Annotated in this window: 15 protein-coding genes; 8 read left to right on the top strand and 7 right to left on the bottom strand. The window is 55.9% G+C overall.

Translation table 11 applies throughout. The annotated features are described in order from the left end of the window. Nucleotides 1-22 precede the first annotated feature (22 nt). A complete protein-coding gene (gene ybaK, locus ENH71_RS03910; protein WP_294133491.1) occupies nt 23-496 on the bottom strand; it encodes a Cys-tRNA(Pro) deacylase in 474 nt (157 codons plus the stop codon). Continuing rightward, entirely contained in the window at nt 493-1,338 is an 846-nt protein-coding gene (locus ENH71_RS03905; RefSeq protein WP_294133573.1) for a fumarylacetoacetate hydrolase family protein, read from the bottom strand. Before ENH71_RS03905 ends, ybaK begins: the two co-directional genes overlap by 4 nt. Before the next feature lie 229 nt (nt 1,339-1,567). On the opposite strand from ENH71_RS03905, the gene ENH71_RS03900 reads away from it, so the two are divergent. Next, nucleotides 1,568-3,277 (top strand): amidohydrolase, encoded by a 1,710-nt coding sequence (locus ENH71_RS03900; protein ID WP_294133488.1) that lies wholly within the window; start codon nt 1,568-1,570, stop codon nt 3,275-3,277. 12 nt (nt 3,278-3,289) lie between these two features. Continuing rightward, nucleotides 3,290-4,558 carry an aminotransferase class V-fold PLP-dependent enzyme gene (locus ENH71_RS03895; protein WP_294133485.1) on the top strand — a complete coding sequence of 423 codons (1,269 nt, stop codon included), beginning with the start codon at nt 3,290-3,292 and terminating at the stop codon, nt 4,556-4,558. 15 nt (nt 4,559-4,573) lie between these two features. On the opposite strand, the gene ENH71_RS03890 is transcribed toward ENH71_RS03895, so the two are convergent. Both ENH71_RS03890 and ENH71_RS03885 read right to left on the bottom strand, forming a co-directional pair. Beyond that, nucleotides 4,574-5,203: a hypothetical protein gene (locus ENH71_RS03890; RefSeq protein WP_294133482.1), complete on the bottom strand. Its 630-nt coding sequence runs from the start codon at nt 5,201-5,203 to the stop codon at nt 4,574-4,576. 27 nt (nt 5,204-5,230) lie between these two features. Then, on the bottom strand, nt 5,231-5,728 hold the full coding sequence (locus ENH71_RS03885; protein ID WP_294133480.1) for a bactofilin family protein: 498 nt from the start codon (nt 5,726-5,728) through the stop codon (nt 5,231-5,233). 202 nt (nt 5,729-5,930) lie between these two features. Here ENH71_RS03885 and ENH71_RS03880 point away from each other — a divergent pair, with 202 nt between their 5' ends. The 4 genes from ENH71_RS03880 (at nt 5,931) to ENH71_RS03865 (ending at nt 11,152) form a co-directional block, all read left to right on the top strand. Beyond that, nucleotides 5,931-7,211, top strand: coding sequence for a BaiN/RdsA family NAD(P)/FAD-dependent oxidoreductase (locus tag ENH71_RS03880; protein WP_349768636.1), 1,281 nt, complete (start codon nt 5,931-5,933; stop codon nt 7,209-7,211). 159 nt (nt 7,212-7,370) lie between these two features. After that, on the top strand, nt 7,371-8,927 hold the full coding sequence (locus ENH71_RS03875; RefSeq protein ID WP_294133475.1) for an EAL domain-containing protein: 1,557 nt from the start codon (nt 7,371-7,373) through the stop codon (nt 8,925-8,927). A 43-nt stretch (nt 8,928-8,970) separates the two neighbouring features. Next, a complete protein-coding gene (pip, locus tag ENH71_RS03870) occupies nt 8,971-9,927 on the top strand; it encodes a prolyl aminopeptidase (RefSeq protein ID WP_294133450.1) in 957 nt (318 codons plus the stop codon). Between the two features lie 52 nt (nt 9,928-9,979). Further along, the gene (locus ENH71_RS03865; protein ID WP_294133447.1) at nt 9,980-11,152 is read left to right on the top strand and encodes a GGDEF domain-containing protein; all 1,173 of its coding nucleotides are present in this window, start codon (nt 9,980-9,982) and stop codon (nt 11,150-11,152) included. Here ENH71_RS03865 and ENH71_RS03860 read toward each other — a convergent pair. Genes ENH71_RS03860 through ENH71_RS03850 form a run of 3 tightly spaced genes read right to left on the bottom strand, consistent with a single transcriptional unit; the run spans nt 11,137 to nt 13,501 of the window. Then, nucleotides 11,137-11,805 carry a GNAT family N-acetyltransferase gene (locus ENH71_RS03860; RefSeq protein WP_294133446.1) on the bottom strand — a complete coding sequence of 223 codons (669 nt, stop codon included), beginning with the start codon at nt 11,803-11,805 and terminating at the stop codon, nt 11,137-11,139. The genes ENH71_RS03865 and ENH71_RS03860 overlap by 16 nt on opposite strands. Then, the gene (locus tag ENH71_RS03855; protein ID WP_294133443.1) at nt 11,802-12,062 is read right to left on the bottom strand and encodes a hypothetical protein; all 261 of its coding nucleotides are present in this window, start codon (nt 12,060-12,062) and stop codon (nt 11,802-11,804) included. Before ENH71_RS03855 ends, ENH71_RS03860 begins: the two co-directional genes overlap by 4 nt. Beyond that, nucleotides 12,059-13,501 (bottom strand): P-loop NTPase, encoded by a 1,443-nt coding sequence (locus ENH71_RS03850; protein ID WP_294133440.1) that lies wholly within the window; start codon nt 13,499-13,501, stop codon nt 12,059-12,061. The genes ENH71_RS03855 and ENH71_RS03850 overlap by 4 nt, the downstream gene beginning before the upstream one ends. Nucleotides 13,502-13,751: 250 nt before the next feature. Here ENH71_RS03850 and ENH71_RS03845 point away from each other — a divergent pair, with 250 nt between their 5' ends. Both ENH71_RS03845 and ENH71_RS03840 read left to right on the top strand, forming a co-directional pair. After that, nucleotides 13,752-15,869, top strand: coding sequence for an HDOD domain-containing protein (locus ENH71_RS03845; protein ID WP_294133437.1), 2,118 nt, complete (start codon nt 13,752-13,754; stop codon nt 15,867-15,869). A 31-nt stretch (nt 15,870-15,900) separates the two neighbouring features. After that, nucleotides 15,901-18,087, top strand: coding sequence for a putative bifunctional diguanylate cyclase/phosphodiesterase (locus tag ENH71_RS03840; protein ID WP_294133435.1), 2,187 nt, complete (start codon nt 15,901-15,903; stop codon nt 18,085-18,087). The last annotated feature ends 11 nt before the right edge of the window (nt 18,088-18,098 follow it).

Genomic DNA, 18,098 nt, shown 5'->3' with positions numbered 1-18,098 from the left:
CAGGACAGGTTGGGGTATGGCTTCACTCAGCATCCGCCAGTCCGGCGAACTTGCCACCTGTCAGGGCACACAGGTCGTCGGGGCTTAGTTCTATTTCCAGGCCCCGGCGACCAGCGCTGACAAATATGGTGGCAAACTGCTGTGCGGATGTATCTATATAGGTGGGTAGTCGTTTTTTCTGTCCCAGCGGGCTGACGCCACCCAGCACATAGCCGGTGCTGCGCTGCACATCCATGGCCGGCGCCATGATGGCTTTCTTGGCGCCGCCCGCGCGTGCAATCTGTTTCATATTGAGCATTGTGGACACCGGCAGCACGGCCACCGCCAGGTTTTGGGTGTCCAGCGCCACGACCAGCGTTTTGAAAACCTGTGATGCCGGCACGCCCATTTTCTCGGCCGCCTCAAGACCATAGGACGCATGCCCGGGATCGTGACTGTACTCATGGATGCGGTGGTTCACTCCCGCTTTCCTGGCGACATTGATGCCAGGTGTCACGGGCCCGGGACCACGTGCTGGCGCAATTCACCCAAGCCGTCGATGCCGATGCGTATACTGTCGCCCGGCTGCAGGTATTGCGGCGGTGTCATGCCATCGCCAACGCCTTCGGGGGTGCCTGTGTAGATCAGATCGCCGGGCATCAAAGTCATGAACTGACTGAGGTAGCTGACGATTTCCGCAACGCCGAATACCATCTGGTTGGTATTACCCTGTTGACGCATTTCTCCGTTGATTTCGGACCAGATGGCAAGATTCTGAATGTCTGCTATTGAGTCGCGGGTCACCAGGCGGGGACCAAAGGGGGCAAACGAATCAGCGCTTTTGCCTTTGACAAACTGGCCGCCGCGCTCGCGCTGAAATGCACGTTCGGAGACATCATTGCCGACAGCATAGCCAGCCACATAATCCAGCGCGTCAGCGACATCGACATACTGCGCCCGGGTGCCGATAACCACGACCAGCTCAGCTTCATAATCCAGCTTGGTCGCCCCGCGCGGCGAGATGACAGGGTCAAAGGGATTGCTCTGTGCTGATATCGCCTTCATGAAGACGAGTGGTTCTTCTGGCACATCCACCGCCATTTCGGCGGCGTGGTCTATGTAGTTAAAGCCGATAGCGACAATCTTGCTGGCGCCGGTGACCGGAGCTGCCAGTCTGACATCAGCGCTGACAACGGGCAGGCTGTCTGGCGCGATGGCTGCGATGCGAGCCAGACTGGCGTCAGAAAGCTGGTCCGGAGTCAGATCGCGCAGATGGGCAGACAGATCACGGATCTGCCCGCGGGCATCAATCAGCCCCGGTTTTTCCTGTCCCGCCGGGCCGAATCTGACCAGGGTCAGTTCGGCCGCCTGCAGTGTTGTCGTTAACATCAGAGTGCAGCCCAAAGCTGCAAACGCAATCCGGACCGGTTGAAGCAAAAAACGCGTGAGGTGCATGGCGGGAGAATCCTTGATTATCATTGTTGTGGCAGCAGTATACCTTACAGAATCAAGCGTATACCAACCCATGCGTTAGCGGTACACTTGATGCCGCTAGATTCAACGTAAACTTTTATCCGGAAGCTTTGTTATGTTTTCTGCCTCTCGTACCCGGCAACACCCACTGCTTATGGGCGCAAGTCTGTTCGTCACTGTTACCCTGTCACTGTTGCTGCCTGCAACGTTGTGGGCACAAACCACGCTGCTGACCAATGTCAACGGATACACCATGCTCGACGGCGAGGGTGCCGGCAGCGCCCGGGAGCACATGCGCTTCAGCGCCATTCAGTTTACCGGTGACACCATAGACCGCGTCTACGCTGACGGCGAAGAGTTGCCGGATGATGACAACATGACTGTTATTGATGGTGAAGGCAAAACCCTGCTGCCCGGGTTGATCGATGCCCACGGCCATGTCCTTAACTACGGTCTCAGTCTGCTGCGGGTAGACATGACCGGCACCCGTTCGGAGCAGGAAGCGGTAGCGCGCGTTGTCGCGTTTCAGCAGGCCAACCCGGGGCTGGAATGGATACAGGGGCGGGGCTGGAATCAGGTACTTTGGGACAGCAATGAATTTCCAAGTGCGGAAACGCTGGCGCAGGCGCAAACCGATACCCCAATGTGGTTCAGCCGTGTTGATGGTCATGCGGGCTGGGCCAACCAGGCTGCGATGGAACTCGCCGGCGTTGATGCCAGCACTCCCGATCCGGATGGCGGCATGATTATACGCGACTCAGAGGGGCGACCGACCGGCACCTTTGTCGATACTGCCATGCGTTATATCACCCAAAACATACCGGCGCTGAGCATAGATGATCAGAAGATGGCACTGCGTCGCGCCATGCTGGAGCTGGCCGAACAGGGGCTGACCAGCGTGCATGATGCCGGTGTCTCCAGTGCCACATTGCAAGCCTACAAAGAACTTTTGGCGGAAGGGCCTCTGCCGATCCGGGTCTACGTCATGCTGGCCGCTGGCGATGGGCAACTGGCTGATCGATTGGCCGAGGGGCACTTCATCAGTGATGACAATACCCTGGTGGCGCGCAGCGTGAAAATTTCTGCAGATGGCGCGCTGGGCAGCCGCGGCGCCTATCTCAATGAAGATTACTCGGACCAGCCCGGGCACAGGGGCCTGTTGCTGCTCTCGCCCGAGCGCCTGACGCAATTGATGGAAATGTCCATGCAGGCCGGTTTTCAGGTCAATGTGCATGCGATTGGCGACGGTGCCAACATGATTGTGCTGGACAATTATGAGGCGCTGATTCAGCGCACCGGTACACGTGATCAGCGCCATCGCATCGAACACGCCCAGGTTTTGCGCTACGACGACATCCTGCGTTTCAGCGAACTCAATGTGATTCCGTCCATGCAGGCGACACACGCGACCAGCGACAAGAACATGGCCCAGGACCGTCTGGGCGAAGTGCGCATTCAGGGTGCTTACGCCTGGCGTAAACTGATGGAGGCGGGTGCCATCATAGCCAATGGCTCTGACTTCCCGGTTGAGTCGCCCAACCCGTTCTTTGGTTTGCACGCGGCGGTCACGCGACAGGACCACCAGAATGAACCGCCCGGTGGCTGGTTCCCCGAAGAGCGCATGACGTTGGGTGAGGCCGTGACCAGTTTTACGCTGGACGCTGCGTATGCGGCGCATCAGGAAGATCTTCTGGGTTCACTGGAGCCCGGCAAGCTGGCCGATTTCATCGTGCTGGAACAGGATGTGTTTGCCATCGACCCGTCGCAGCTGTGGCAGGTCGATGTTGCCCAAACCTGGGTGGGTGGTCGCCGAATCGGCGAGTAACGGGAGATAGCAATGAACAAACTGTCATCGCGCCGCGGGTTTTTGCGGACATCGAGTGCCGTCCTGCTTGGCGCGGCCAGCCTGCAGGCTAAACTGGCTTTGGCACAGCAGGACATTGACACATTTTTTGCCGAAGCCAGTGGTGAAGAATACTGGCAGAACATACGCCGGCAGTTCACCTTTGCCGATGATGCAGTGCCCATGAATGCAGCGAATCTGTGTCCGTCATTCCGGATGGTGGCCGAATATGTGTCAGCGATGACGGCGGATATTGATCAGGACTGCTCATTTAATAACCGTGCGAAGTTCTCCGGTTTTCTGGAAGATGCCAGAAGCCGTATAGCGGCGCAACTCAATGTCAGTGCCGATGAAGTTGCATTGGTGCGCAATACCAGCGAAGCCAACAACATCATCAACAATGGTCTGGCGCTTGAGCGCGGTGATGAAGTCATTGTCTGGGATGAAAATCACCCTACCAATCATGTTGCCTGGCAGGTGCGTGCGGCACGCTTTGGTTTCCTGGTGAAGAAAGTGCCGACGCCGGCAAGCGTCACCGCTGACACGTTGATTGAGGCATTCGTCAGTCAGTTTACCGACCGTACCCGGGTGCTGGCTCTGACGCATGTGTCCAATGTCAGCGGCATAAAGCTGCCTGTTGCCGAGCTTGTCGCTGCCGCGCATGCCCGTGGCATTTTTGTTCACCTTGATGGCGCGCAGACCTGGGGCGCGATGGAGCTGGATTTGCAGGCCCTCGGTGTTGATGCGTTCACGGCCAGTGCGCACAAGTGGTATATGGGGCCGAAAGAAGTCGGCCTGCTTTACCTCAAGGCGACGCAGCAGGCACGTGTCTGGCCGGGAGTGGTGGCGTCCGGCTGGGGTACGGGTGTCGAAACCCGCCAGTCAGGTGCGCGCAAATTTGAATCGCTCGGTCAGCGCGATGACGCCGCCCTGGCGGCTCTGGGTTTGACTGCACGTATCCATGACAGTATCGACGCGAGGCGCACCGAAGAGCGCATTGTTGCGCTGTCGCAACGCCTGAAGGCCGGGGTCCGGGCGCTGGGCTTGCCCTTGGTTACGCCATCAGATCCGTCTCTTAGTTTTGGTGTTTGCATTGTGGCTGCGCCGGACGGGCAGGCCGGTGCGCTCAGTAACAGGCTGTATACCGAATACGGTATCGCCGGCGCCGGAACCGGCGGTTTGCGATTGTGTCCGGGTATTTACAATACCGAAGCCCATGTTGACCGGGCCATTGAGGGTATCAAGGGGTTGTTGCAAGTGTGACTAAGGCGACAGGGGTTACTCGGTTTTTAACGAAACTTCCAACAGACCGTCGCGACGCAAAACGCCATGGCTAACGGCGAAGCCCTTGAGCATGGCAGCGACCCGCGCCTGCGGTCGCGGATGGCAGGCCAGTGCGCTGTGATGACCCGGACGCATGGCCAGCAGGTCCGGTGCCTGAATACCATATTCGCGATTGGTTACCTGTTTGTCTTCTTTAAGCTGAATCAGGCCGTGCCCCAGCGTTTCCTTGCGGATGTATGGATGTAGCACCTCGAAAAATGCTTTCAGTGCCAGGTCATCCATGTAATTGAATGCGTCCCAGAACAGACACAGGTCAAAGCGCGTATCCTCGGGAAAATCAAGCACGCTGCGAAAGCGTTCGCGCCACGCATTGAGCAGGTTTTCCTGACGCGCCGCCTCATCCACAATTTTGCCGGTTTTTTGCGCAGGAGAAGGCAGCACCGGTGGTGACCTCAATGCATCGGGCAAACCCAGAAAATGCAGTTTGCAGCGTCGATTGCCAAAATGCTCCACCGTTTCGTGAACGCCAAAGCCGACATCCAACACCATCAATGGCGACATCTCTGCAAGCCTGTGCAGAATATCTGGCATTAATCGGCTGGGCAGCGTCTCGGTCACTGTCACTGTCAATTGCTCTGCGAGGTTCACGACTTAGCTGGTTTTGTCGGTCGGTGTGCCTGATTTGAGAGAAGCCACCGGTGAGCTGCCATTGGCATGGCTGGGATCAATATCGATGGTGCCCTTGAATCGGGCTCCCTCTTCCAGCGTCATTTTCGGGGTGATTATATTGCCCTTGATGTTGCTGGTGCTGGAGACGAATACTTTTTCCTTGCCAGTGATGTCGCCGTGCACTTCGCCATCAATACGGATGACTTTGGCAGTCACATCGGCATGTACTTTACCGGATTTACCGACGGTCAGTTCATGGGATGCCAGGTTGACTGTACCCTCGACCTGGCCTTCGATCATCAGGTTTTCGTCACCGCTGATATCACCCTTGACCTTGATGGTAGCGCCCAGTGTGGCAGATTTGCCGGAGCTGGCGGCGGCTGGCCGCGGGGCGCTGCTGTAGCTGGATTCCGCAGCCGGGGCGGCCGAGCCAGACGTTTCGGGTTTGTCCTGTTGTTTGTCTTTGTTCCGGTCAAACATAAGTATCACCAATGGCTTTGTGGTTATTGCTCGGGACTTTATCAATTAAGGACGAGCCTGACAATGGGCTTTGCAGTAAATACAAGGCGACAGTCGCATTCTGCATTTTACGCGCCTGAGTCCCCGTTAACCTGGCAGGCAGGTTATCATGCAGGCCTACTATCATGATGAACAAAGACATGTACTGCGAACGGAGGCGTTCATGACTGTGCCCGGGACACAAACGGCCAGCGGCATTCAACCCGTTGTTGTAATCGGCGCCGGTCCGGCAGGGCTGATGGCGGCAGAACAGTTGGCGTCGGCGGGTTATGCGGTCGAGCTGTTTGATGCCATGCCTGCTGTCGGGCGCAAATTTTTGCGTGCCGGTGTTGGTGGGCTCAACCTGACGCATTCAGAAGATTCTGCGGCATTTGCTGAACGCTATAGCCATCCGGACCTGGTGCATCCCTGGTTAGACACGTTCGGTCCGGCTGATCTTGTCAGTTGGGTGAATACATTGGGTATCGAAACGTTTATCGGTAGTTCCGGTCGTGTGTTTCCGGTCCGAAAGAAGGCGTCGCCTTTACTGCGGGCCTGGTTAAAGCGCCTGCGGGAACAGGGGGTGAATATTCATACCCGCCACCGGTGGACCGGTTGGGCATCCGTGGCCGGCGGGTATCAATTGCGCTTTGAGGTCACAGCACCAGGTCATGCGGCATACTCCAGGGAAATCACCACGAGATCGGTGGTGCTGGCGCTGGGTGGTGGCAGCTGGTCGCGTCTGGGTTCGGATGGCCACTGGCTGCCTGTCCTGTTGCAGGCCGGGATCAAGGTGGCGCCGTTTTCTCCGTCTAACTGCGGCTTTGACTATCCGTGGAGCGAATTCATGCGTGAGCGCTTTGCCGGCCAGCCCCTGAAGTCGGTGGCGTTGTCGCTCGATGCCAGTGCGTCAGGCTGGCTACCGGGCGAGGCCATGATCAGCCGGCACGGCGTGCAGGGCGGGCTGATCTATCAGGCATCACGCGCGTTAATGCAGCAACTGGAGCGTGACGGCTACGCGCAGATTTACTGGGACCTGATGCCGGACCGCTCACTCACGGACATCAGGCATATCCTTGCACAGCCCCGGGGCAAACAGTCGCAGGCCAACTTCCTGCGCAAGCGTCTTGCCTTCAGTGGCGCCAGGGCCGCCTTGCTGCACGAACTGGCGCCGCGGTCCGCAGATAACCCGGAGGCACTGGCCAGCGCCATAAAATGTTTACCACAACGTCTGCATTCATCGCGTCCTCTGGACGAGGCGATCAGCACCGGCGGTGGCATTGTGGCTGCCGAGCTGAACGATGCATTGATGCTGCATCAACTGCCCGGCGTATTCTGTGCCGGAGAGATGCTGGACTGGGATGCGCCCACCGGTGGTTATTTGCTGAACGCCTGCCTGGCCAGTGGCCGGGTGGCCGGCAGGGGGGCCGTTTCCTATCTGCAGGCGCGCAGCACTGCGTTGTGATACCCGGCACAGTTTCAGTTCACCGATGCCATTGATAATTGACCTTTTTCCGGAAACGTGTAGTCTTCAAGTACCGGCAGGTTTATGCCGGTCAGGTGTTGCACTCCCAGAATCATAATGACAACGACGTGCGGCATCGCCGATCAGGAACAAGGTACAATGCGTCGATCCAGAGCTTTGAAATTCATCATTGCAGTGGCTCTTGTCACTGCGATCGGCCCTGTTTTAGCTGCAATCTATCTGGCACAACAACAGGGTCTGGCTGCCGAATTTGACAGAGTTATCAGCTACGCACGCTCTGTGGCTGCCCGCTCGGATCGCGCTGTAGACCAGATGCAGGAAGCCATCGACTCCCTTATTGCCGAAAACACGGGGGACTCGTGTTCGGATACCATGCTCAACCAGATGCGACAGTTGGGCATCAGCATGGAGTTCATGAAAGTTGTCGGCGCGGTGAGTGGAGAGTCCATGATCTGCTCAACGTTGGGCCTGCATGGAGACGGACTGGCTTTGGGCCCGCCCGACAGTATTACCCCAACGGGATCGCGGTTGCGCCTGAATGCACCGATGCCGCTATCGTCACAGACCCCCTACATTTCCATTGAGCGTGACGGATTTATCGCCATGGCACACCGCAGTCAGGCGGTAGATCTGGTGGTGGATCAAGAGGGTGTTTTGTTTGCGACCTTCGACCCGGCCAGCGGCGAGCTCAGAACCTCAAGTGGCGACGTTGATCCTCAGTGGATGTCCGCGGTCGATGACTTGCCAGAGGCCGCATTTATCAGCAATGGTTTTATCGTTGGCGTGGTGCGCTCGGAGCAGGTCGCCCAGACCGCCGCGATCGCGGCAATCCCTGCCCGTTATCTTGGTGAGCGCGTATGGACTTTCATTTGGGTATTGTTGCCTATCGGACTGGCCACCGCTGCTATCCTGACCGGATCAGTCATCTATGTTGCGCGCATGCAGGTGTCGTTGCCGGTGCAGATTCGGCAAGGGCTGCGTCAAAACGAGTTCTATCTGGAATACCAGCCTGTGGTGGATCTGCGCACCCGGCAATGGGTTGGTGCTGAAGCCCTGGTACGCTGGCGTCGCAAAGACGGCCGCATCATGCAGCCTGATGAATTTATTCCGGTTGCCGAGCACAGTGGCCTGATCGGCCTGTTAACAGAAAAAGTCATTGAGCTTGCCAGCCGGGATATGGTGGCGACATTACGTAACAACCCGGACTTCTTTCTCACTCTTAATCTCTCCGCCAAAGACCTGCAGACGGGCAAGACCCTGGACAGTTTGATGACCATGGTGCAGGGCAGTGGGGTCAAAGGGGGGCAGATTGTGGTGGAGCTGACTGAGCGCATGCTGGTGGATGCCAGCGCTGCCAAGTCGGTCATTGCGGCGATGCGCAATCAGGGTATTCGGGTGGCGATAGATGATTTTGGTACCGGATACTGCAGCCTGTCCTATCTTGAGACCATGCAGTTCGACTGTCTCAAGATTGATCGGTTGTTTGTTGAGGCCATTGATACTGAGGCGGCGACCAATCGGGTTGTGTTGCACATCATCAAGATGGCACGAACCCTGAATCTGAAATTGATTGCCGAGGGTGTTGAAACCGAAGCCCAGGCGCGGTACTTAAGTGAACATGATGTCGAATATGCACAAGGCTGGCTGTTCAGCAAGGCGATAGCGCCGTCCGAACTGATCGCCAAACTGAGTTGACCGACATTTTCAATCATCGCCAACACACCTGGACTCAAGCACCATGACAGGCCCATCTGCAGATCTGTATCCAGCCATTGAACCGTTTAACAGCGATTTTTTGCCAGTCTCCGAACGCCACACGCTTTACTACGAGCAAGTTGGCAATCCTGCCGGTAAACCTGTTGTGTTTCTGCATGGTGGCCCTGGTGGCGGCTTGATGCCTGACTATCGTCGCTACTTCGATCCGAAGAAGTGGCACGTCATCCTGTTTGACCAGCGTGGTTGCGGGCATAGTCGACCGTTCGCCGATATTGAAGACAACACGACCTGGGATCTGGTGGCGGATATCGAGAAGCTGCGCACACATCTGGGACTGCCGCAGTGGGCGGTTTTTGGTGGCTCCTGGGGCTCGACACTGGCTTTGTCCTATGCCATTACTCACCCCGATGTGTGCACTGATCTGTTCCTGCGCGGTATTTTCCTGCTCAGGAAAAAGGAGATAGACTGGTTTTATCAGGAAGGCTGTTCGAGACTGTTTCCGGACCTCTGGCAGTCCTATCTCGAGCCGATAGCGGAAGACGAACGCGATGATCTGGTGGCAGCCTATTATCGACGTCTGACTTCCACCGATGCAGCCATCCGGCAACGGGCAGCCAAAGCCTGGTCGGTTTGGGAGGGCTCGACTTCCAGGCTGCTGTTCGATCCGGCATCGAGTGATAAATTCGGCAATGAGCAGTTCGCTGATGCGTTCGCACGTATCGAGTGTCACTATTTTACCAATAAAGGTTTTTTCCCCAACGATAACTATTTGCTGGATAATGCTGACGCCCTGAAAAACATCCGGACGGTGATCGTTCACGGGCGTTATGACGTAATATGTCCCGTGGAAAACGCCTGGCAGCTTCACAAGGCATTGCCTCGGTCAGAGCTACACATAGTCGCTGATGCCGGTCATTCCCTCTCGGAGCCCGGCATTACCGCCAGAATGATTGAATATACTGACAAATGGTCTGATTGATGCGGGCAGTTCCCGCAGAGTAACCCACGCTGACATGATTAACCTTGATCTCATGACCTTGGCCATAACGCTGGCGCTGGTATCAGTAACCTCGGTGCTGGTGTTGTTCATTTTTTGGCGTATCAACAAGAGCCTCCCCGGCGTCCTGCACTGGACTATCGGAGGCTTTCTTATTGTGCTGGCCTTTCTGTCAGTGTTTTTTGCCACCCTGCTTCAGGCACCCGGAAATCTGGGGCCGTTTTTGAGCAATTCCATGAGTTTGTCCGCGGTCCTTTACATCATTGAAGGCAGTTTGCGGTTCCGCGGTTATCACTCGGCGCGGCGGTGGCGTTTGATGTTGATGACGATGCCGGTAATCGTGCTGATGGCCTGGCTGAACAAGGATTACCCGCAAGCGCGTTTCCTGTTTCATGATGCGTTTGCGGCCATGGGTATGTTGCTGGCAGGCATCATCATGTGCTGGCGTACAGAGGATCGTTATGAGTTTCAGGCCAATTCCCTGGCGGCTTTTTCGGCAGTTCTGGTTGCAGTAGCACTGCTGCTGCGTTGGCGATACGCGTTGCTGGCAACGGAAGTGAGTACTGCGCCTCTGGAAATAGAAGGCAACCAGAGCCTGATATTGGGATTGATACTGTTCACCATTGGCTGGACTTACGGCCTGGGAGTAGCGTGTTATTTTCGTTCCAATCGTCAGGTGATGCAAATGGCGCGGGAGGATGCCCTGACCGGGCTGCCTAATCGTCGCAGCATTGACGAGAACCTGGGTCAGACGCTGATTGAAAGTCGCCGCACTGAGGCGCCATTTGCAGTCATGCTGATCGATGTTAATGGATTCAAGCGGGTCAATGATGATTTCGGGCACAGCGCTGGTGATGAATTGCTTGCTGGCATTGCCGGGCGTTTGGGGCAGGCGATCCGCGGTGCTGATTTTGCCGGGCGCCTGGGCGGTGATGAGTTTGTTGTGATTGCCCGTGGTTTTGCCGGTGAAACAGACGCGCCGGAAGCAGTCTCGTCTGAGATCAGGCTCGGTGAATTTGTGCGGCGTTTGCGTGATTCTTTGAACGGTCCCATGCTGGTGAGCCACCGGGAAGTTGATGTGGTGGTCAGTATTGGTGTCGCACTATGGCCGGAAGATGGGGACAGTTCTGATGAAATGCTGGGGCGCGCCGATGTCATGATGTATCGCGATAAAGCGTTGACGTCAGTCGATCAGGTTTTGATCTGAAAACTGATGCCATCGCGAATAACAGTAGGTTGATCGGATTCGTAGTCCGGATTCAGCCAGACCAGCAGTGACGCAAAACCGCAAGACTCAACATCTTCGGGGATATAGTCCGGCATCACCCCACAATAGCTGAAACCTTCGCGCAACTGGAAACTCAGCACCGGGTCATTAAAATCTCCCCAGATGACTTTGCGGACATAATATTCGGCGCTCATTTCCGCAGCATTGGCCTGATATCCAGGCAGTCGACCACAAACAATGATGCGTTTCATGTTCATGGCACGGCACAGTTGTCGGCGACCCTCATAAAGCAGGTGCCCGACACCCTGGCCCTGTGACTCAGGGTCAACAAAAACCTCGACGCCGTAAAGTGTGCGACCAGCAGAGTTGTGGTTGTCGAATGTACCGGCGCTGGTGATTTCGTACCAGTTATGCTCTTCAGCCCAGTCGTCCCACACAACCATGATGGAGCTGGCGCAGCCCAGCAGGCCGGATTCATCCTCTGCGACAATCTGTCCCTGCGGGAACATCTCCAGTTGTGTCAGCAGATCAATTTTGTTCCAGGGCGGGATCGTGGGGTAGATGCGTGTCTGCAATGCAATCAGTGCGGGGATGTCGTCGTGACGGGTCTGGCGTATACGAATCTTGCTCACGGTCTGTTTCCTGTTTCGGGATCTGCAACGTCAGTTGCGAATATCGGTGGTGGCGCGGTGTTGCGTTGAGCACCGGGTGCGGTGCTGGTCGCCGGTTCCGGCGCCCGTGGCTGGCGCACTTCTTCCTGCGGGGGCGCAGTGCTGACTGTTTCCCGCGTCCGATCGGTCAGGCCGATGAACACCAGGCCCAGCAGCACCAGCAGCAAGAGGCCAATGACTGCGGCAGCCAGGAATTTGTAGGCGAGGCTGTTGTTCATGATGAGGTGCCGGCCAGGTCATTTAGCACATGTAACAACGGCTGCCCGGTGTGCTGGCGTAGCCTGGCCAGGAGTTGTTGTTGGGAGCCAAAGCGGTGTTCATTGTAGTGATGTTTTAGTGTTGTGTCCGGGTTGCAGGGGCGCGGGTCTGCCGGCGCCGGGGCGCTGTTCTGTTCAGGGTTTGTTGTTGGCTCAGGGCTTTTTGTGCGCTCAGGGCTGTTTATGGGCTCAGGGCTGTTTATCGGCTCAGGACTGTTTACACGCTTATGGCTGTTTATGGGCTCAGGGCTGATGACCTGCTCAGGGTTGCTCCGCGCCGGTGTGGCGTTCCGGGTGTCAGGATAGACGTGTTGCACGGCCTTGTTCAGTTCATTAATGAGCGCGATGAAGGCCGATGCCGGCATATCGCGCTGGGCAATCAGGGTCAGTAGCCGCGTTCTCAGTTTGCTCAATGACTCCTGCTGGGTCTCATTGCTCCGTGATCCGTTGCCACTGTGGTTACGGTGAGTGGCCCGACGCTGATTGTGATCGGATGCTGTCGCGGATAAACGGTTCTGCATAGGCCGGGAGTGCTGTTGTTGGCGATACTGGCTTTGCCAGTACGCGCTGAAAGATGCTTTGGGGGTGAGAGCGCCCAGTGAGTCCTCCAGGGCCTGTCCCAGGCGGAAAAAATTTTTACACGAAGGGTCTGTTTCGGGGAAAAGCGTGACCGGAGACTGCATGGTGACGGCGGCGCGCAGACTCTCGTCCTGCAGGATAAATCCCAGGTAGTTCAGTTTTATACCGATATATTTTTCTACTGCGCCGGAGAAGCGATGGAAAACCTCACGTGCCTGTTTGGTGCTGGCGCACATATTGACGATGACATGGAAATGGCTTTTTTTGCCGCGCCTGCGTAGCAGTTTTATCATGGAAAATGCATCGGTAAGCGACGTCGGCTCGGTGGTCACAACAATAATGGTCTGCTGCGCAGCGCGCACAAAATCCATGGTGTCATCGCCGATACCGGCAGCGGTATCTACCAGCAGATAATCGTACTCTCCTTCTACCTCTGCCAACTGGCGGGTCAGCTGCATGTGCTGTCTGGGTTGCAACCTGACGCACTCAACGATGCCATTGGCGCCGGGAATGACTTTCAGGCCGTGCGGACCCTCCAGCATCACATCGTTAATGGACTTGTTGCCGAACAGGACATGCTCGAGGCTGAGTTTTGGTGTCAGTCCCAGCAGGATGTTGATATTGGCCAGGCCGGTATCGGCATCAAACAGACAGACTTTGCGGCCCATCCGGGATAGCGCGATGCCCAGGTTAACGGAGATGCTGGATTTGCCGACGCCACCCTTGCCGCTAGTGATTGCGATGACATGGGGGGCAGTGGTGCGGGCCTGAGTCAGGCTTTTTTTAGCAGAATTATCCAGAGGTAATTCGACGGTAGCCATTAGCTTCACGTGGTGATTGGTGCGTTTTCAGTTGGTTTGAAACCGTTTGCTGCCGGACACTTGTTCAAGCCACCAAGCATAAAGCGACAAGTCTCCCCGTGCAACAAGAATTTCCATACTAATGACAGGCTTGCAGTGGTCAGTAGGCGATTCATTGAGTATACTCGGCGCAGGCTGCGTCAGCCACGTAGTGATATACGAATTCAAGGACACTGACAATAACGCAGGATCTGTTGACACGGTTAAGCCCATGACGGTGGAAAAACAACGAGTACCCACCCATTTGACCCTGAACAAACTCCCCAGTCTGCCGCAGGTACTGGTTCGCATCCTTGACGCTGTCAGTCAGGAATCTGCTGATTTTCAACATCTTGGCAGTATTATTCGCCAGGACAGTGCCATGTCCGCCCGGCTGATTGCCGTCGCCAACTCAAGTTTTTATCGTCGCCAGCATAGCTGTGATACCGTCGACCGGGCGCTCATGTGCCTGGGGATCGATACGGTCAGAACGCTCGTAATAACCGCGGCGGTAAAGCAGTACTTCAGCTACTTTGATAAAGACCATCAACAATTCATGCGTCGTTTCTGGCACCGGTCACTGGTGTCAGCGCATAGCGCGCAAACCTTTGCCAGTCTGACCGGTTATCAGGCCCAGTCGCAGGCATATCTGTGCGGTCTGTTGATGGATGTCGGCCAGCTGTGCCTGCTGGCGGAGAACGATAGCGAATATTTGCCGCTGCTGGCGGCGACTGCTCGGGATGATCTGCAGTTACTGGAGGCCGAGCGTCACGCATTTGATATGACGCACCCGGAGCTGGGCGCAACGCTGCTGGATAGTTGGCAGATGGATAACTTCATGGCCGATGCCTTGCGTTATCACCATGCCGCTGGCGCTGAGATCAAGCACGCTCATCACCTGGTCAAGATCGTTAATCTCAGTAGCCTGCTCAGTGGTCAGACAGAGCTGGATGACAGGGTACTGGCTGTAGCCAATGATCTTTTTGGTTTTAATGAAGATTTATTACGCGAATTGCATAGCCGTATTGAAGCTGATGTCCGGCGCATAGCCGGTGGCCTGGGCGTGGCTTCGGGAGAGCAGGAAGACCTGGCGATGGCGCAGCAGGCCAATCGCGCGCTGGGCGAGAAGCTGGGCCAACTTACCCAGCTACAGGCCCTGCGTCAGACGCTGCCCAGAGACGCCGCTGCGGATTCTGGCGGTCTCATGGGGTCGGATGCGATCGGACGGGCCCTGTATCTGAGCTTTGGTTTCGAAAAATATGTGATTTTCCATCTGCGAGAGGAGCAGGGTGCGTTGGAGGCAAGTCTGGGCGAAGCCGCTGACAAGCCCGGCGTTGCCGACTTTGTTCTCAATGTCGATGGCAATGACAGCCTTGTTCAGCGCAGCTTTGCCGGTCAGCAAGTGACAGGCAGTGATCAGGCCGGCGGTCATGCCCTGAGCATGGTCGATGAGCAACTCCTGCGTTACTGTCGCCAGCCCGGGCTGATTTGCCTGCCATTCAAAGGTAATGGCCAGCGTGGTGTGCTGGTGGCCGGTGCCAGTCCGGTAACGGTTTCCCAACAGCAGAAAAACTCGGATTTGTGGCAAACATTGCTGCATGAGGTCACTGCCCTGTTTGGCAGCACGGCGAACAGCGAGGAGCCCGGAAAACCGGCTCATGGCAGTGAGGCAGCGCGCATCAGCGAGGCAGTGCACGAAGCCAGCAACCCGCTCAGCGTCATCAATAATTACCTGGAAATTTTGCGCCTGAAGCTGGGAGACAGTAAGGATACCGACAAGGAGTTCGCGATTCTGCGCGAAGAAATAGACCGGGTCGGCAGTATTCTGCTCAGACTGAATAAACCCGACCAGCAGCCGGAGTCCGAGTGGGTTGATGTTAATGCCGTGATTGATGACCTGGCGAGAATTTTCCGCGAATCCATGTGCGCCGCGCGCGACATCAAGGTCAGTCTGGAGCTGGATGTATCGCTGCAACCTATGTTGCTGAATAAAGCAGAACTGAAGCAGGTATTGACCAATCTGATCAAGAACGCCGTGGAGGCGATGTCCGCCGGCGGCACACTGACATTACGATCACAGGGGCGGGTGATGGTCAACGGTCGTCCGCATCTCGCGCTGACCATTGAGGACACCGGTGGCGGGCTGTCAGAGCAGGTCATGTCCAGCCTGTTCGCGCCGGGTGTGAGCAGCAAGGGCGCTGCGCATGCCGGTCTGGGTTTGAGTGTGGTGAAAAAGTTGCTGGATGCGATGAATGCCCAGATTATGTGTAGCAACAGTGACCAGGGTGCGCAGTTCCGTTTACTGTTCCCCGTCACCCGCCCCAGTGGCGACAGTTCGCGGGGGAATTGAGTTGAGCGCAGTATTGAAATCAGGGAATAATTTGTCGCGTTTCAATGACAACAGCGATACGACAAAGACGGGACGTATACTCATCGTTGATGATGATCGACGTCTGGCTGAAAGTCTGCACAATCTGTTATCGCTGAGAGGTTACACTGTTGACATGGTTTTTGGCGGGCAGCAGGCCATCAACCGATTGCAGTCGTCGACTTTTGATGTCGTGTTGCTGGACCTGGCGATGCCGGAAGTGGACGGACATCAGGTGCTGCAGTACATGCGGTCGGCCAGGCTCAAATCGCTGGCGATTGTGGTCAGTGGTGAAAGTGCCGTTGATCATGTCAGCAAAGCGCTGCGTCAGGGTGCACATGATTACATCAAGAAGCCTTACGTCGCTGACGAACTGATGACAACGGTCAGTAATGCGATTCGGAAAAAACGTCTGGAAGACAGTCACGGAGACATGCAGCGACGGCTGACCAAGTCCGAGCGTTTGCACCGGTTTCTGGTCAACAACTCGCCGGACATTATTTTTATTCTGGACCAGCAAGGATGCTTCAGTTTTATCAACAGTAAAGTCGAAATCCTGCTGGGCTATCGGCGCAGCGATCTGCTGGGCGAGCACATCACGGCCATCGTTGACGCGGAAGACCAGGAAAAGGCCCGTTACTTTTTTGAGCACGCGCATACCTCCAGCGACAGTGAACGAGCTATCAATATGGCACTGGTCAGCCGCTCAGCCAATACCAGTGAGTCACGCAAGCGTCATTTTGAATTGACCATGTCCGTCATTGGCGACGGCGAAGTGCCGGAAGCGGGTGTCGGTCGCCGTTACGAGATTTACGGCACTGCCAGGGATATCAGTGATCAGATCGAAGCTGAGGAGTTCATAAATTTTCAGGCGTACCATGATATTCTGACCCGCCTGCCGAATCGTTCCCTGTTCAAGGATCGCCTGAGTGTGGCCATAACCCAGGCACATCGCAATCAGGAAAAACTGGCGGTGATGTTCATCGACCTGGATCGCTTTAAAGTCATCAACGACTCGCTGGGTCACACCATGGGCGACCGTCTGCTGCAAGCGGTCAGTCAGCGTCTGCTGTCATGTGTGCGCAAAGGCGATACCTTGTCCCGCTTTGGGGGGGATGAGTTCACGCTGTTGCTGCCGGATATCAAAAGCGAAACCACGGCCTTGCAGGTCGCGGAAAAAATGCTGGAGTCCATCAAGGCGCCGTTTGACATCGCCAGCCACGAAATCTACATCGGTGCAAGCATTGGTATTGCCGTCTATCCCGATGCCGGGGATGACATTGAAGCATTGATCAAGAATGCCGATATAGCCATGTACCGCATAAAGAGCAGCGGTAAAAATGGCTCCGTCCTGTTCAATGCGGAAATGAACGGCAGCGTCACCCGCCGGCATTCGCTGGAACAGGATCTGCGCAAGGCCCTGCAACTGAATGAGCTTGAAATTTGTTATCAGCCGCTGGTGGACACGGTGAATACCAATCTCTACGGTGTAGAGGCTCTTATTCGCTGGAACCATCCGAAATACGGGAGATTGTCTCCGGCCGAATTTATCCCGATTGCCGAAGACAGTCGTCTGATTGTGGAAATCGACCGGCAAACCATGCGCGAAGCCTGCCTGCATGTTGGTGCGCTGCATCAAAAGGGCCACCCGGAGCTTAGTTTGTCCATAAACCTGTCGCCGGTCATGGTGGAAAGGGAAGACTTTGTAAAGCATATCTTTGATACTTTGCAGAGCACCGCATTTCCGCCACACAAGCTGCAACTGGAAATTACCGAAGGGTTGTTGCTGAATGACAGAAAAGATATTGTCGACAAGCTGTTACAGCTGACCCGCTCTGGTATAAATCTGGCGATTGATGATTTTGGCACGGGTTTCTCATCACTGAGTTATTTGCACAAATTTCCGATCAACACCCTGAAAATAGATCGCAGCTTTGTGCAGAAACTGCACAACGAGTCAGAGGACGCCTGTATCGTCAGTGCGATTGTATCCATGGCGCAGGGACTGAAAATGAACATAGTTGCCGAAGGCGTAGAGCACATGTTTCAGTTCAACTACCTGCGCTCGCTGGGTTGCAATATTGTGCAGGGCTATCTGTTTGGTGAAGCAACCTCGCTGGCTGATGTGGTTATCCGTTATCCCTACAGCAAGCACATTACGGCGGCTCAGGGCCTGGCCAGTGATACGGCCCGCGACTGATCGGCGGCGCC

Origin of the sequence: Pseudohongiella sp. (assembly GCF_011050365.1) — a bacterium.
Taxonomy (GTDB): Bacteria; Pseudomonadota; Gammaproteobacteria; order Pseudomonadales; family Pseudohongiellaceae; genus Pseudohongiella.
The sequence above is the reverse complement of the archived record's forward strand: the minus strand, read 5'-3'. Positions and strand labels throughout refer to the sequence as shown.

What these genes read in the sequence shown, in the direction of transcription:
- ENH71_RS03885 (WP_294133480.1), bottom strand. Translation starts at nt 5,728, where the DNA reads ATGTTTGACCGGAACAAAGACAAACAACAGGACAAACCCGAAACGTCT.
- ENH71_RS03855 (WP_294133443.1), bottom strand. Translation starts at nt 12,062, where the DNA reads ATGAACAACAGCCTCGCCTACAAATTCCTGGCTGCCGCAGTCATTGGC.
- ENH71_RS03900 (WP_294133488.1), top strand. Translation starts at nt 1,568, where the DNA reads ATGTTTTCTGCCTCTCGTACCCGGCAACACCCACTGCTTATGGGCGCA.
- ENH71_RS03880 (WP_349768636.1), top strand. Translation starts at nt 5,931, where the DNA reads ATGACTGTGCCCGGGACACAAACGGCCAGCGGCATTCAACCCGTTGTT.
- ENH71_RS03875 (WP_294133475.1), top strand. Translation starts at nt 7,371, where the DNA reads ATGCGTCGATCCAGAGCTTTGAAATTCATCATTGCAGTGGCTCTTGTC.
- ENH71_RS03895 (WP_294133485.1), top strand. Translation starts at nt 3,290, where the DNA reads ATGAACAAACTGTCATCGCGCCGCGGGTTTTTGCGGACATCGAGTGCC.
- ENH71_RS03845 (WP_294133437.1), top strand. Translation starts at nt 13,752, where the DNA reads ATGACGGTGGAAAAACAACGAGTACCCACCCATTTGACCCTGAACAAA.
- pip (WP_294133450.1), top strand. Translation starts at nt 8,971, where the DNA reads ATGACAGGCCCATCTGCAGATCTGTATCCAGCCATTGAACCGTTTAAC.
- ENH71_RS03865 (WP_294133447.1), top strand. Translation starts at nt 9,980, where the DNA reads ATGACCTTGGCCATAACGCTGGCGCTGGTATCAGTAACCTCGGTGCTG.
- ENH71_RS03850 (WP_294133440.1), bottom strand. Translation starts at nt 13,501, where the DNA reads ATGGCTACCGTCGAATTACCTCTGGATAATTCTGCTAAAAAAAGCCTG.